Source organism: Roseovarius conchicola, assembly GCF_041403425.1.
Classification (GTDB): Bacteria; Pseudomonadota; Alphaproteobacteria; order Rhodobacterales; family Rhodobacteraceae; genus Roseovarius; species Roseovarius conchicola.
On the sequence record NZ_JBGEHK010000002.1, the window covers coordinates 113,566 to 127,184 of the forward strand.

Below are 13,619 nucleotides of genomic sequence, written 5' to 3' on the forward strand. Positions count from 1 at the left end.
TCACCCTTCGTTTTGCAATCCGTCCCGCAGTTTGAACAAAAGCGTCTGAAGGCGGGTCAACTCGTCCAGTGACAGGCCGGTCCCGTCGATCATGCACCGCGTGATCGACGGCGCGGCCTTGCGCAACGCCCTACCGCTGGGGGTCAGGTGAATCGTTACGGCACGCCGGTCTGTCTTGCTGGGGGTCCGGGTGACATGGCCCAAGGCCTCAAGCCGTTTGACCAAGGGGGTGACAGTGTTGGTCTCCATCCGCATCAGCCGGGCCAGATCATTGATCCTCTGACCGTCCTTCTCCCACAGAAGGGTCAGGGTGATATATTGCGGATAGGTCAGGCCAAGTGCTTTCAAATGCGGGGTATAGGCCCGGTTCACGGCGTGTGATGCCGTATAGACCGCAAAACAGAACATCTCTTCTGCGCGGGTGGGAAGATCCTCGTCTATCACGTCAAAGCCTCAATTACATCGTGTGCGATATAATTTTGTTGACATGGCGCCTCTGATCAATCAAGCATGAATTTATATCGCACACGATATAAATAGGAGGAAGCGATGTCCTGGCTACCCAGCTTACAAACCCAAACCCCTGAAGAGGGGTACGAACTTGCCATCAAACTGTCCCGTATGGCGGTAAAGATCACCCAACCGGATGATGCGGCCCGTAGCCGCATGCGACCCGATTATGCGAATTCGGCAGATAGCCTGACGATGGTGTCCCATGTTGTGGCGGTCAATTTCCAGACCGTGTCACAGGCCAACAATTACTGGCGCGACTAAGCCACCAGACAGAAAAACGCCCCGTCGGATAACGAGGCGTTTTCAATTCAGGTTGTTAGCTTTTGACCACCATTTGCGGTGAGATCACGTCGATCCCCAGCGCCTTGCCAACCGCATAGTAAGTCAGCTGCCCGGCATGAACGTTCAACCCGTTCAGCAGATGTTCGTCATCGGCACAGGCCTGTTTCCAGCCCTTATCGGCCAGCGCCAGCATGAACGGCATGGTCGCATTTCCCAAGGCAAGGGTCGAGGTACGGGCAACCGCACCCGGCATATTGGCCACGCAGTAATGCATGATCCCGTCGACCTCATAGATCGGATCGGCATGGGTGGTGGCCTTGGAGGTTTCAAAGCAGCCACCTTGGTCAATCGCCACGTCCACAAGAACGGCACCAGGCTTCATGGAGGCAAATTGCTCACGACGCACCAGTTTGGGCGCTTCGGCTCCGGGGATCAGAACCGCGCCGATGATCATGTCGGCCTGAGTCAGATGCTCGGCCAACAGACCAGCCGAGGAATAGCCGGTGTTGAACTGCTGCCCAAAAACATCATCCAGATAGCGCAGGCGCGGCAACGAGCGATCCAGTACGGTCACATCCGCCCCCATCCCCGCGGCAATCTTGGCCGCATGGGTGCCAACAACGCCGCCGCCGATCACCAGCACCTTGGCCGGACCAACACCGGGCACACCGCCCATCAAAACACCCCGACCGCCATTGGCCTTTTGCAGCGTGTAGGCTCCGACCTGCGGCGCCAGACGCCCGGCCACTTCCGACATCGGGGCCAGCAAGGGCAGGCCGCCATTGCGGTCCGTCACGGTTTCATAGGCAATTGCTGTACAGCCAGATTCGATCAGATCGTGGGTCTGATCCGGATCGGGAGCAAGGTGCAGATAAGTGAACAACAGCTGACCTTCGCGCAGCATCTTGCGCTCGACCGCCTGAGGCTCTTTCACCTTCACGATCATGTCAGCCGTGGCGAAAATCTCCTCGGCGGTGTCAATGATCACGGCCCCAGCCGCCACATAATCGGCATCGGTAAAGCCCGCGCCATTGCCGGCACCGGCCTGAATGATCACGTCATGACCATGGGCCACCGCCTCTTGCGCTGCGTTGGGCGTCATGCCAACGCGAAATTCTTGTGGTTTGATCTCTGTCGGGCATCCGATTTTCATGGCGTGTCTCCTCCGCTCCCAATTGCTCACAGAATGTCGCACATCCCACGCAATAGGCTTGAAATATCCCTCGCCAATCCGATAGAAATATGAATAATCTTCGAACATATAGCCAGTAGTTCGAATAGGCTTTCATACATGTCACTTGATTCGATGGATCGTCGCCTTCTCTCGACCCTGCAAAAACGCGGGCGGATTTCCAATGCCGAATTGGCCGAAGCCGTGAACCTGTCCGCTAGCGCCTGTCACCGCCGTGTGCAACGGCTGGAGGCTGATGGTTATATCCAAGGCTATGTCGCCCTGCTCGACCCGCGCAAGATGGGTGTGCCCGCCACGGTATTTGTTGAGATAACCCTGTCCACCCAGGCCGATGATGTGCTGGAGGCCTTTGAGACCGCAGTTTCCCGAATTCCCGACGTGCTTGAGTGTCATCTGACAGCGGGCAAAGCAGATTACATCCTGAAAATCGTCGCCGAGGATACTGAAGACTTCGCCCGTATCCACCGTCAATACCTGACGCGACTTCCCGGCGTTGCCCAAATGCAAAGCAGCTTCACCCTGCGCACAGTGTTCCGCACCACCGCGCTGCCTGTCTAAGAAAAAACCCCGGTGTTTCCACCGGGGCCTACTGGGTACGCGCTCCGTGAGTGATGGCGCACCATAGTCAACTCGTCACCGCAAACTACGTTCACTACCAATTATGATTGGTTCGACTATCGCGTTTGTTCCTGACGCGGTCATGGGGAAAAACAGCCCGTTTGTCCCGTATGGAAAACCTTACCTTTTGGCGGGATTCGAAAGTGACGTTACGTCACGAAAAAGGCCCCGAAGTCTCCTCCGGGGCCTTTTCCAATTCAATGTGAGCCAGATGCTCAGTCGTCAGCCTTCTCTTCTTTCTTGGCCTCTTCGCCGGTCTCCTGATCGACAACCTTCATCGACAGGCGCACCTTGCCGCGATCATCAAAGCCCAGCAGTTTGACCCAGACCTCCTGACCTTCCTTCAACACATCCGACGGATGGTTCAGGCGGCGGTTTTCGATCTGGCTGACATGAACCAGCCCGTCGCGCTTGCCGAAGAAGTTCACAAAGGCACCAAAGTCTACGATCTTAACAACCGTGCCTTTATAGACCTTGCCTTCTTCCGGCTCGGCAACGATCGAATGGATCATGTCATATGCTTTCTGGATGGCTTCGCCGTTAGGCGAGGCAATCTTGATGATACCATCGTCGTTGATGTCGACCTTGGCACCCGACACTTCGACGATCTCGCGGATCACCTTGCCGCCCGAGCCGATCACTTCACGGATCTTGTCGGTGGGCACCTGCATGGTTTCAATGCGCGGCGCGTGGACCGAGAAATCGCCTGCTTCGGTCAGGGCGTTGGCCATCTCACCCAGGATATGCAAACGGCCTGCCTTGGCTTGTGCCAGCGCCTTCTGCATGATCTCGGGGGTGATGCCTGCGACTTTGATGTCCATCTGCAGCGAGGTGATGCCGTTTTCGGTACCCGCAACCTTGAAGTCCATATCGCCCAGGTGGTCTTCGTCACCCAGAATGTCGGTCAGAACCGCATAGGATCCGTCTTCTTCCAGAATCAGACCCATGGCGACACCGGCCACCGGTGCTTTCAGCGGAACACCCGCGTCCATCATCGACAGCGAACCGCCACAGACAGATGCCATCGAGGACGAACCGTTGGATTCAGTGATCTCGGAGACAACACGGATCGTGTAGGGGAAGTCGGTTGCCGCAGGCAAAACCGCCTGAAGCGCGCGCCATGCCAGCTTGCCGTGACCAATCTCGCGGCGTCCCGGAGGGCCCACGCGACCAGCTTCACCCACCGAATAGGGGGGGAAGTTGTAATGCAGCAGGAAGTTGGATTTGAAGTTTCCGTGCAATGCGTCGATGAATTGCTCATCATCGCCGGTGCCCAAAGTGGTCACAACCAGACCCTGGGTTTCGCCACGGGTGAACAGGGCCGAACCATGTGTCCGCGGCAGAAGACCGGTTTCCGAAACGATCGGACGAACAGTGTCCAGATCACGCCCATCAATCCGTTTGCCGGTTTTCACAACGTCGCCACGCAGAATGCCAGCTTCCAGCTTTTTCATCGCCGAGCTGAGGTTGGGGTCTTCCAACTGCTCTTCGGTCAGCGCCTCCTGGATCGCAACGCGGGCTTCGCTGACCGCAGTGGTGCGCTCTTGCTTGTCGGTAATCGCAAAGGCGGCGCGCATCTGCTCTTCGCCTGCCGCTTTCACAGCCCCGTACAGATCGCTGTAATCGGGCGGTTGGAAGTCAAACGGCTCTTTGGCGCATTCTTCGGCCAGTTCGATGATCAGGTCGATCACCGGCTGGATCTGCTCATGCGCAAAGTTCACCGCACCCAGCATTTCCTCTTCGGTCAGCTCGTAGGCCTCGGATTCAACCATCATGACGGCGTCTTTGGTACCAGCCACAACCAGATCAAGACGCTGATCGGGGTTGTTGCGCAGCTCGTGCATGTCATCGACGGTCGGGTTCAGAACGTAATCGCCATCTTCATAGCCAACACGGCAGGCGGCAATCGGGCCCATGAACGGCGCGCCCGAAATGGTCAGCGCGGCAGAGGTCGCGATCATTGCAACCATGTCCGGGTCATTGACTAGGTCGTGGCTGAGAACCGTACACATCACCAGTATTTCGTGCTTGAAACCGGGCACGAACAGCGGGCGGATCGGACGGTCGATCAGGCGCGCGGTCAGGGTTTCTTTTTCGGTCGGGCGCGCTTCGCGCTTGAAGAAGCCGCCGGGCACTTTACCGGCCGCATAGTATTTCTCTTGGTAGTGAACCGTCAGGGGGAAGAAATCCAACCCCGGCTTTGGTTTCTTGGCATAGGTGACGTTGGCCATAACGCTGGTTTCGCCCAGTGTCACGATGACCGAGCCATCTGCCTGACGGGCAACCTTGCCTGTTTCCAGTGTCAGCGTTTCTTCGCCCCACTGAATGGATTTTTTCACTTCATTAAACATATATCGTTTCCTAGCTGGAAGCACTCTTGGGCGTATCCCAAGTCTTCCGTTTCATTGGCGGCCCCATTGCCGCCGACCCCTCTATCCTGTCGTCATGCGCCGGGGTCTAGGGCGTCACGTTTCAGATGGGCGCGGCTTACAGGAGTTTCGATGCGATTGGAAGCAAAGATAGTTGCACCTGCGTAGTGGTGAAGCAAAATGGCCGGGTTCAGATCCAGATTTGTCCAAACTCAGTCGGTCACCGACTTCTCGACACGGCGGCTGGCGCGGCTATCGGCGCCCTCACCCAGCATCGGCTCACCCAGTTGGCCGCGAATCCAATCCTGAAACAGGAACACCTCGTATTCCTCCTGCATAAGAACCCCCCGCTGAAAGCCACCGGCCCGCAGCCCCGCCTGATTAAGCTCAGATGCGGCGCCATCCTGGTCGAGCACCAGTGTCGCGAAATCAGTGATCCGCGCCATGTCGAAATCGGGTTGGGCCAGCATGTCAGGATGGAACAGCCAGTCGGTGGACAGTTCCATCTCTGTGGCCGAGACAGGCGTGATCTTCACGCTGCGCACATAGTCGACATGATGGGCAATAAAGACCGACGGCACCACCGTGACATAACGCTGTCCACTGGCGGCGTCCTCGTCTGTCAGCCCAGGCAACCGCCCTTGCGCCTGACCGTCCATAGACCAGCTTTCGGCGCCTTCGCGCAGCCCCCCTGAGATATGCGGCGCGGTCTCGCGCGCCGTGGCCGCCCAACCGGGATCATCCCGGCGCGCCATGATGGCCCGGCCATAGATTGGCACAAGACTGGAAAGCTCAGGATGAATGTTCGGACAGTGAAGGCATTCGTTGAAATTCTCCCAGAAGATCTTCCAGTTACAGTTCAGGCGCTTGGTGTAGGTGTGCCCGACCACGAGCTCTTGCAGCGGCCAATTGGAAACATAGCCCGTTTCCGCGCCGTACTGCGTTTCAAACGGAACGGCATCAGGGTCCAGATTAACAAAGACAAAGCCGCCCCATTCCGCCACGGCCACCTTAAGCAAGGGGTGGTCCTCACGGTCAAACCCCTGCACCGGCCGCATGGGTCCCGTCGCGCGGAGTCGGCCGGAAAGATCGTAGGCCCATTGGTGATATGGGCAGGTGATCAATGGTTTGGCCAACCTGCCTTGCGCCTGCGTGCAAAGGATCGAGCCCCTGTGTCGGCACGTATTGAAAAAGCCCCTCAACACGCCCTCCGCGTCACGCAGCAGAATGATGGGTTGGCCTGCAACCTCGAACGTGCGGAAGTCTTGCGGGTTGGCCAAGGTGCCCGCCCGGCACAGATATATCCAGTTTCGGCCCCAGATTTCGGCCTGTTCTCGGGCGTGATGGTCCGGATCGTAATACCAGGCTGCCGGAAGGGCAGGCATCGCACGCGAAAGGCCGTTGAAACCGGTTTCCAGGACACCATCATCCGCCATCACTTCGCTCCTTCGGTCAGCGTTCACCCCAAGGAATGCTAGCAGGAAAGCAAAAATCCGTTAATCTATTTTGCCCAATCGCGTCGCGACTGCCTTTTCGGCAATCACGATGCGTCGGGATCATTCCTGTCCCAACTCAGCCAATCGGGCCTTGAGCGCAGTATTCTCGGCCTCAAGCGCCCCGATCCGTCGACCAATGACATTCTGCACCACATCAGCGGGATAGAGTTGGGGAATGTATTGCGGACAGTTCCAATCCAGTGCGGTGATCTCAATACTCAAAACACGCTCGGCCGTGGTGCCCTCGGGCGCAAGCTGCCGCACGAGCGCGGGATCAGCATCGGCCAATGACACAAGGCTCGCATGCCCCTGTATCTTGAGCCGGGCGGAGTTCATGTAATCCATCAGGAACAGCGAGACCCGGCTGTCAGTGGTCAAATGTCCCATGGTGATAAACTGCTGATTGCCGCGATAATCCAGGCACGCCAGCTTGGTGTCGCCGATAATGCTCAGAAACCCCCGCGGTCCGCCGCGATGCTGGATATAGGGCCATCCATCGGGGCTGGTGCTGGCGATGTAGAAACTGTCGCGCTCCCGGATGAACGCCTTGTCTTGTTCACGCAGGCCGTCCTGCGTGCGGTGGGGATACAGTTTTTGATACTTCTCGAAACTGCCTTCGGCCTTTTGTAACTCTGCAACCGCACCTTGAAACAGCAGATCAGCGTAGTTTTCCATCGGTGTCATCCTCTTCAGCCATGACAGGCAGCTAAGCCCGCTGACGCAGAGTACAACATAAAACGCCCGCCTCTTGCGAGACGGGCGTTCACTGTTCCGCGAGGAACGAAACCTTTAGCGGCGGATGCCAAGGCGCTTGATGAGGTCCTTGTACCGGTCCTCTTCCTTGCCGCGCAGGTAATCCAGCAGCTTACGACGCTGAGCAACCATTTTCAGAAGGCCACGACGACCGTGGTTGTCTTTCTTGTGGGTCTTGAAATGCTCGGTCAGGGTGTTGATCCGCGAGGTCAGAATGGCAACCTGTACTTCGGGCGAACCGGTGTCGCCGTCCTTGGTGCCGTATTCTTTCATCACGCGGGCTTTTTCTTCAGCAGTGATCGACATCGGGGTCTCCTTTTATCAAAGGGTTGCGGGCACAAGCCGGGATGTCGTCCAGCAAGGTCCATGGAGAATATCCCCGGATCACCCGGGGATGGCGCCGTATAAGAGGTATTGATCAGAAAGAAAAGAGAAAACCACGACCGTGACAACACGGTCGGATCAGGCTGCGGACAGGCTGGTCAACGTGCTTTGACCAATCAGCACGATGTGATCCAACGTCAGTTCATCCGCGTTGGCAATTGCCGCTATGCGAATGCCGTTCACAACCACATGTTGACGTGCGGGATCATCGTCGTCCTGTTCCAGCGTGATGTCAGGATCATCATCCGTCAGATCATCGTAGATCACCATCAGGCTGTCTTCGGCGGCGGCGAAATCAAGGATTTCCGCCTGATGTTCCTCACTCAGCCAATCGCCCAGTGCGATGCTGTCCGCCCCTGCGCCAGCAGTGACGATATCGCTGGCCCCGGCAATGATCAGGTCATCACCGCCACCGCCATTCAGGTAATCAATATCGTCATCCGATTGACCACCGGGTGCGCCATTGATGACATCATTCCCCCAGCCGCCAAACAGGGTGTCGGCGCCCGCGCCGCCCTCAAGCGTGTCGTCACCGATATCGCCATGCAGGGCATCGTCACCATCATCGCCAAACAGCACGTCATTGCCCGCACTGCCAACAAGGCTGTCATCACCGTCTTCGCCATGAAGCGTGTCGGTGCCGTCATGACCAAACAGGGCATCATCGCCCACGCCCCCATTCAGAACATCATCCCCTTCTTCACCATGCAGGGTATCATCCCCTTCATCGCCGTTCAGCGTGTCATCACCCCAATCACCATGAATCCAGTCGCTACCACCAAGGCCTGACACCACATCGTCACCTGCGTAGCCATTCAATTCATCAAAGCCGTCGGTGCCACTGACCAGATCATCCGCATCCGTCCCAGCCGAAACAATACCGGGTACTTCGGTTTCGTCATTTTCGCCATCATCGGAAAACTCGTCTTCCGGCCCTCCCTCGTCCAGAAGGTCGATCAGACCGCTTGTGTCGTCAGGATTCTCGGGGCCGTCGCCGGTTTGCACATCAGGTTCGGCAGTGTCCTCGTCTTCGTTGGTGCCTGCATCCAGACTGTAAACCGCTGTCGCCCCCACAGCCATCAGGCCCATCAAACCAACCAAGAACATCATCGTCGTAACCTAACCATTCAACGCGAGGATTCAGCCACAGCGCGATGCGCAGGTCAAATGAATCCTCGTATTAAGGTTAACAGGCACAGATGAACCGCCGGGAACCCGAAGGATCCCGGCGTCATCTATCTGATGATCTCAGGCCCCATCAGCGCATTGGGCAAGGTGGTCGAGATCGCCGGGATGTAAGTGATCATGATCAGGAAGATGAACAAAACACCAAGGAACGGCAGCGCCGCGCGGACAACGCCCATCATCGGCATGCCCGCCACGCCCGAGGTGACGAACAGGTTCAGCCCCACAGGTGGCGTGATCATCCCGATCTCCATGTTCACCACCATGATGATGCCCAGATGGATCGGATCAATGCCAAGCTCGATCGCAATCGGGAACACCAGCGGTGCCACGATGACCAACAGGCCCGATGGTTCCATGAACTGCCCACCGATCAGCAGGATGATGTTGACGGCCACCAGGAACATCACTGGTCCGAATCCGGCGGACAGCATGGCGTTGGCCACAGCCTGCGGGATTTGCTCCTCGGTCAGAACGTGTTTCAGGATCAGCGCGTTGGCGATCACGAACATCAGCGTCACGGTCAGCTTGCCCGCTTCAAACAGCGTGCGGCGCGTGTCTGCGTGGAAGAACGCGGTGATAATGGCCTGTGGTTTGGCCAGCAGGCTTTTGCGTTCGCCACCCGGCTGAGCAGCCAGCGGCCCCATGTCGCGATAAATAAAGCAGGACACGAAGAACGCATAAACCGAGGATACAGCCGCCGCTTCGGTCGGTGTGAAAAACGCGCCGGTCACACCAGGGATGCCATAAATCCCGACCATGATGATCACGATCAGCAACATGCCCCAGGCCGCATCGCGGAACGAGGCGAAGATCTCGCCCCAGCCCAGCCAGTCGCCCTTGGGCATCTTCTTGACACCCGCCATGATGTAGATGGCAATCATCAGCATCAGACCGGCCATGATCCCCGGGATCACCCCGGCCAGGAACATCCGGCCCACGGACACCTCGACCGCGGCGGCGTAAACCACCATCACGATGGAGGGCGGGATCAGAATACCCAACGTACCTGCGTTACAGATCACGCCAGCGGCGAATTCCTTAGTGTATCCCGCCTGTTTCATAGCCGCGATCACAATCGAGCCGATGGCAACCACGGTTGCGGGCGACGAACCGGATAAAGCGGCAAACATCATACAGGCAAACACACCCGCGATGGCCAGCCCACCGCGCAAGTGGCCAACGCAGGCGATGGAAAACCGGATGATCCGTTGCGCCACGCCGCCGGTGGACATGAAACTGGAGGCCAAAATGAAGAACGGAATGGCCAGAAGGGTGTAGTGCCCCTCAAACGCCTCGAACAATGTCTGCGCAATAGAGGCCAGAGAGGTGTCTGAATACCACAGCAGGAACAGAACCGAGGACATGCCCAGCGATACGGCGATTGGGACACCGATCAGCAGGAAGCCGATCACCATCACAAAGAGAAGGACAACTGACATTAGGACTGCTCCCCGCGCTGCTCACGCACTTCTTCGATTTCATCCTCGACCTCGTGGCTGGCCACGATCCGGTCGACCTTGCCGACCCAGACGGCCACGCCCACCTGAATAAAGCGATAGAGCATTAAGGCGGTGGATATCGGCAGCACCAGATAAGGGATCACACGAGGCAGCTTGGAATAGCTTTCGCCCTCGTTAAACACATCCTCCATCCATTTCAGGAAAGCAGGGTGCGGGATATCATCGACCTCGTACCAGCCCTTGGCGAGGAACTTGTCCTCGAAACCGGTGGGGAACCACCGTCCTTCGGTCGCCGGCAAGTTGGCAAAGTTAGCCCAGTAATCCCAAGAGCCTTTGAGCAGTAGAAACGAAAACCCGATACACACCCCAACCGCGATCAGTGCCAGAATACGGCGCGTCGGGACCGACACGATGTTAAGGATCGCATCGACCCCCAGATGGGCGCCCTTCTTGATTGCATAAGCCGCACCCAGAAGGACCAGCCAGCCAAACAGGAACACTGTCAGCTCGAGTCCCCAGAGAATGTTCGAGTTGAACACCTTACGCGCAACCACGTTGCAGAAGGTGATCAGTGTCATCGCCCCAAGCAGGATCGCGATCAGGTTCTCTTCTAATCTGTCGACGAAGGTTTCACCGGGTTTCGGATGCATGGATGCCCCCCTGACCAGAACGGCCGGTTACGAATAGAATAAAGTGGGCCCGGTCTGTTGGTCCGGGCCCTGTTATTTTGGCTTACATGCCTGCGTTGATCGCTTGTGCGGCGTCAATGTTCTCTTGGCCAACATCTTCTGCGAACTGCTCCCAAACGGGCTTCATCGCATCAACCCACGCCTGACGCTGTTCCGCGCTCAGCTCGCGCACAACACCGCCCGAGTCGATCACAGCCTGACGGGCCTCCTGGTTCACTTTGAAGGACTCACCATTCCGTGTGGCGGTCACTTCAGACAGGATGGTCATGAATTGATCGCGTGTGTCAGGTTCCAGCGAGTCGAGCCATTCCACCGACGTCACGACCATATAGTCGATGATTCCGTGGTTGGTTTCGGTGATCCCGTCCTGCACCTCGAAGAACTTCTTGCCGTAGATGTTCGACCAGGTGTTCTCCTGACCATCCACAACCTTTTGTTGCAGCGCGCCATAGACCTCGGAGAAGGCCATTTTCTGGGGGCTGCCGCCGATGGCTTCCATCTGTGCCACCAGCACGTCCGAGCTTTGTACCCGGAAGCGCAGACCATTGGCATCCGAGGGTTCAATCAGCGGCACGTTGGCTGACATCTGCTTCATGCCATTGTGCCAGAAGGCCAGTCCTTGCAGACCGCGCCGTTGCATCGAGTCTTTCAGCGCCTGACCGGCGTCCGAGGCCTGGAATGCATCCACGGCTTCGATGTTCTTGAACATGAAGGGCAGATCGAACAGGCGATATTTCTTGGTGAATGCCTCGAACTTCGACAGCGATGGCGCAGCCAGTTGCACGTCACCCTGCAGCAGGGCCTCAAGCACTTTGTTGTCGTCATAAAGCGTCGAGTTGGGGAACACTTCCATGCAGGCCTTGCCGTCCATCTCGTCATTGACGCGCTGCTCAAGCAGCGAGGCGGCAATCCCTTTGGGGTGTTTGTCGGTGTTGGTGACGTGGCTGAACTTGATGACAACTTCGCCATCGTCACAGGCGGCCAGTGCGGTGGTCGTGGTTATGCCGACAGCCAGGGCAGCGGCGGCAACAGCGGTGAAAAACTTCATGATTATCCTCCCGAATTGATCGTTTTTAGAATCCAAGCGCGCTCCAAAGGCGCAGCCGTTACAGAAAAGCGCGCATTGCATGGATCAACAAGGGGAAGGCCGGACGCATATCGTATTTTTACGAAATACAATATTATCAGTCAGTTAGAACATGATCACTGGACTCGACATTCGCCAAGTCAAGTAATGTGAGTGGATTCCCGCACAAGTGACAGAACCGCTTGTGCGGAAATCCGCACACTTGTTTGTGGATCAAAAGACCCGTCTTGTCGCCAGAAATACACCCACGAGAACCAGGCCCAGGGCAATCCAGTTCACGCCAAAGGCCGTGTTTGCCCCCACTCCGCTCAGCGCCATCATGATCAGGCCCCCGCAGGTGAGTATTGCGCCGGGAATGGCCTGCCAAGGTCCGGGCACCGCATTGCTGTTACCCCCACCACCGGATTCAAAGCGCACGAATATCAGAACCAACGGCACCAACGCCGCGAAAAACAGCCCCAGCCAGATCGGACGCATCGACCACCATGGCCCGGTCCCCGGCTCGACAGACAGGCCAACACCGCCCGCCAGCATGGCCAGCCCGACAACAAGGATCATCGCTGTCATATGCCACAGGTAGATGGTCATGATCATCTGGTTGAGAAGGATCACCCAGGCCCAGGGCCTGGTCCGTTGCAGCCATGCCGAAATCGGGGCCGTCAGCAATAGGATCACCCCGATCTGGACCGATCCGACCGCCAGCATAGCAGTGGTCGGCGGACGCGTGTTGGACATCTCTGCCCCCGGCACGCTGACCATCGCCACCGGAAAACCGAAATGCCGGATCAGCACGTAAAGCCACGTCACGCCCAGCGCGATCAGGCCCAGTGCAACCGGTCCGGGCCGTCCGGCACCTTGCCACCAGTAGCCCAGCTGATGCACAGCCAACCAGACAAAGCCGTAATTGATCCAGCGCAGCCAACCCTGGTCAAATCCAAATGCGATCGTGTCAACGGCAACCGCACACAAAGCAAATGCGACCACGGACCAGACACCGATCCTGTCCCAGAGCCAATAGGTGACCGGCACCACCATGGTAATGACGATATAGACGGCCAGGAACCAGATCGGCACGAGGGCCGCCTGCGATACCGCCACAATGTGCTCGGACGGTACGCCCAGACGTGCAGCGACAAAGGCGCCAAGGCCCCACAGCAGAACCAGCGGCACCGTCGGTTTCAACAACCGCGACAATCGGCCCGAGGCCCAGGTACGTCGTTTTTCAACATCTTGTCGGGCCGATCCCCAGGACAGCGCATTGGCAAATCCACCGACGAAGAAGAACACCGGCATGACCTGAAACAGCCAGGTCAGGTACTGCGTCCAGGGCTGTTCAGCCAGGATAATCGTCAGCTCGATCTGCTCGTTGCGAATGACCGGAGCCACCAGGAACCAATGACCCAGAATGACAAAGGAAATGGCAAGGGCCCGATAGAAATCGACAGCCCTGTTGCGTTTGGCAGGCGTATTTTCAGCCGCCCAGATTGCGCGGGCCATCATGCCTTTCGGCATTTCGGTATCCGGGGTGTTGGATGCCATTCTCACTGCTCCTCGATGCCACCTGAGGTGGTCATTTCTGCTTTTGACC

Annotated in this window: 13 protein-coding genes; 2 read left to right on the forward strand and 11 right to left on the reverse strand. The window is 57.5% G+C overall.

The genetic code is table 11. From position 1 onward, the window contains the following. Complete coding sequence (locus tag V6N02_RS06425; RefSeq protein ID WP_371224695.1) at positions 1 to 444, reverse strand: MarR family winged helix-turn-helix transcriptional regulator; 444 nt, start codon at positions 442 to 444, stop codon at positions 1 to 3. Positions 445 to 549: 105 nt separating this feature from the next. Between V6N02_RS06425 and V6N02_RS06430 the strand changes: the two genes are divergently transcribed. Further along, on the forward strand, positions 550 to 774 hold the full coding sequence (locus V6N02_RS06430; protein WP_371224696.1) for a hexameric tyrosine-coordinated heme protein: 225 nt from the start codon (positions 550 to 552) through the stop codon (positions 772 to 774). A 55-nt stretch (positions 775 to 829) separates the two neighbouring features. On the opposite strand, the gene ald is transcribed toward V6N02_RS06430, so the two are convergent. Beyond that, a complete protein-coding gene (ald, locus tag V6N02_RS06435; protein ID WP_371224697.1) occupies positions 830 to 1,948 on the reverse strand; it encodes an alanine dehydrogenase in 1,119 nt (372 codons plus the stop codon). A gap of 138 nt (positions 1,949 to 2,086) precedes the next feature. On the opposite strand from ald, the gene V6N02_RS06440 reads away from it, so the two are divergent. Then, on the forward strand, positions 2,087 to 2,545 hold the full coding sequence (locus tag V6N02_RS06440) for an Lrp/AsnC family transcriptional regulator (RefSeq protein WP_371224698.1): 459 nt from the start codon (positions 2,087 to 2,089) through the stop codon (positions 2,543 to 2,545). A gap of 275 nt (positions 2,546 to 2,820) precedes the next feature. Here V6N02_RS06440 and pnp read toward each other — a convergent pair whose 3' ends face one another. From pnp to V6N02_RS06485, 9 genes are all read right to left on the reverse strand, one after another. Further along, positions 2,821 to 4,956 (reverse strand): polyribonucleotide nucleotidyltransferase, encoded by a 2,136-nt coding sequence (pnp, locus tag V6N02_RS06445; protein ID WP_371224699.1) that lies wholly within the window; start codon positions 4,954 to 4,956, stop codon positions 2,821 to 2,823. Between the two features lie 230 nt (positions 4,957 to 5,186). Continuing rightward, the gene (locus tag V6N02_RS06450) at positions 5,187 to 6,410 is read right to left on the reverse strand and encodes an aromatic ring-hydroxylating oxygenase subunit alpha (protein ID WP_371224700.1); all 1,224 of its coding nucleotides are present in this window, start codon (positions 6,408 to 6,410) and stop codon (positions 5,187 to 5,189) included. Between the two features lie 120 nt (positions 6,411 to 6,530). Next, a complete protein-coding gene (locus V6N02_RS06455; protein WP_371224701.1) occupies positions 6,531 to 7,145 on the reverse strand; it encodes a pyridoxamine 5'-phosphate oxidase family protein in 615 nt (204 codons plus the stop codon). Between the two features lie 114 nt (positions 7,146 to 7,259). Then, positions 7,260 to 7,529, reverse strand: coding sequence for a 30S ribosomal protein S15 (gene rpsO, locus V6N02_RS06460; RefSeq protein WP_371224702.1), 270 nt, complete (start codon positions 7,527 to 7,529; stop codon positions 7,260 to 7,262). Between the two features lie 156 nt (positions 7,530 to 7,685). Next, positions 7,686 to 8,717, reverse strand: a complete 1,032-nt coding sequence (locus V6N02_RS06465) for a calcium-binding protein (protein ID WP_371224703.1) — start codon at positions 8,715 to 8,717, stop codon at positions 7,686 to 7,688. 125 nt (positions 8,718 to 8,842) lie between these two features. Further along, the gene (locus V6N02_RS06470; RefSeq protein WP_371224704.1) at positions 8,843 to 10,234 is read right to left on the reverse strand and encodes a TRAP transporter large permease; all 1,392 of its coding nucleotides are present in this window, start codon (positions 10,232 to 10,234) and stop codon (positions 8,843 to 8,845) included. After that, entirely contained in the window at positions 10,234 to 10,905 is a 672-nt protein-coding gene (locus V6N02_RS06475; RefSeq protein ID WP_371224705.1) for a TRAP transporter small permease, read from the reverse strand. The genes V6N02_RS06470 and V6N02_RS06475 overlap by 1 nt, the downstream gene beginning before the upstream one ends. A gap of 82 nt (positions 10,906 to 10,987) precedes the next feature. Beyond that, positions 10,988 to 11,992 carry a DctP family TRAP transporter solute-binding subunit gene (locus V6N02_RS06480; RefSeq protein WP_371224706.1) on the reverse strand — a complete coding sequence of 335 codons (1,005 nt, stop codon included), beginning with the start codon at positions 11,990 to 11,992 and terminating at the stop codon, positions 10,988 to 10,990. 252 nt (positions 11,993 to 12,244) lie between these two features. Continuing rightward, a complete protein-coding gene (locus V6N02_RS06485) occupies positions 12,245 to 13,570 on the reverse strand; it encodes an acyltransferase family protein (protein ID WP_371224707.1) in 1,326 nt (441 codons plus the stop codon). Positions 13,571 to 13,619: the final 49 nt, after the last annotated feature.

Bases quoted from the DNA above. Each gene is read 5' to 3' on its own strand.
- V6N02_RS06430 (WP_371224696.1), top strand. From the start codon at position 550: ATGTCCTGGCTACCCAGCTTACAAACCCAAACCCCTGAAGAGGGGTAC.
- ald (WP_371224697.1), bottom strand. From the start codon at position 1,948: ATGAAAATCGGATGCCCGACAGAGATCAAACCACAAGAATTTCGCGTT.
- V6N02_RS06440 (WP_371224698.1), top strand. From the start codon at position 2,087: ATGTCACTTGATTCGATGGATCGTCGCCTTCTCTCGACCCTGCAAAAA.
- pnp (WP_371224699.1), bottom strand. From the start codon at position 4,956: ATGTTTAATGAAGTGAAAAAATCCATTCAGTGGGGCGAAGAAACGCTG.
- V6N02_RS06450 (WP_371224700.1), bottom strand. From the start codon at position 6,410: ATGGCGGATGATGGTGTCCTGGAAACCGGTTTCAACGGCCTTTCGCGT.
- V6N02_RS06455 (WP_371224701.1), bottom strand. From the start codon at position 7,145: ATGGAAAACTACGCTGATCTGCTGTTTCAAGGTGCGGTTGCAGAGTTA.
- rpsO (WP_371224702.1), bottom strand. From the start codon at position 7,529: ATGTCGATCACTGCTGAAGAAAAAGCCCGCGTGATGAAAGAATACGGC.
- V6N02_RS06465 (WP_371224703.1), bottom strand. From the start codon at position 8,717: ATGATGTTCTTGGTTGGTTTGATGGGCCTGATGGCTGTGGGGGCGACA.
- V6N02_RS06470 (WP_371224704.1), bottom strand. From the start codon at position 10,234: ATGTCAGTTGTCCTTCTCTTTGTGATGGTGATCGGCTTCCTGCTGATC.
- V6N02_RS06475 (WP_371224705.1), bottom strand. From the start codon at position 10,905: ATGCATCCGAAACCCGGTGAAACCTTCGTCGACAGATTAGAAGAGAAC.
- V6N02_RS06480 (WP_371224706.1), bottom strand. From the start codon at position 11,992: ATGAAGTTTTTCACCGCTGTTGCCGCCGCTGCCCTGGCTGTCGGCATA.
- V6N02_RS06485 (WP_371224707.1), bottom strand. From the start codon at position 13,570: ATGGCATCCAACACCCCGGATACCGAAATGCCGAAAGGCATGATGGCC.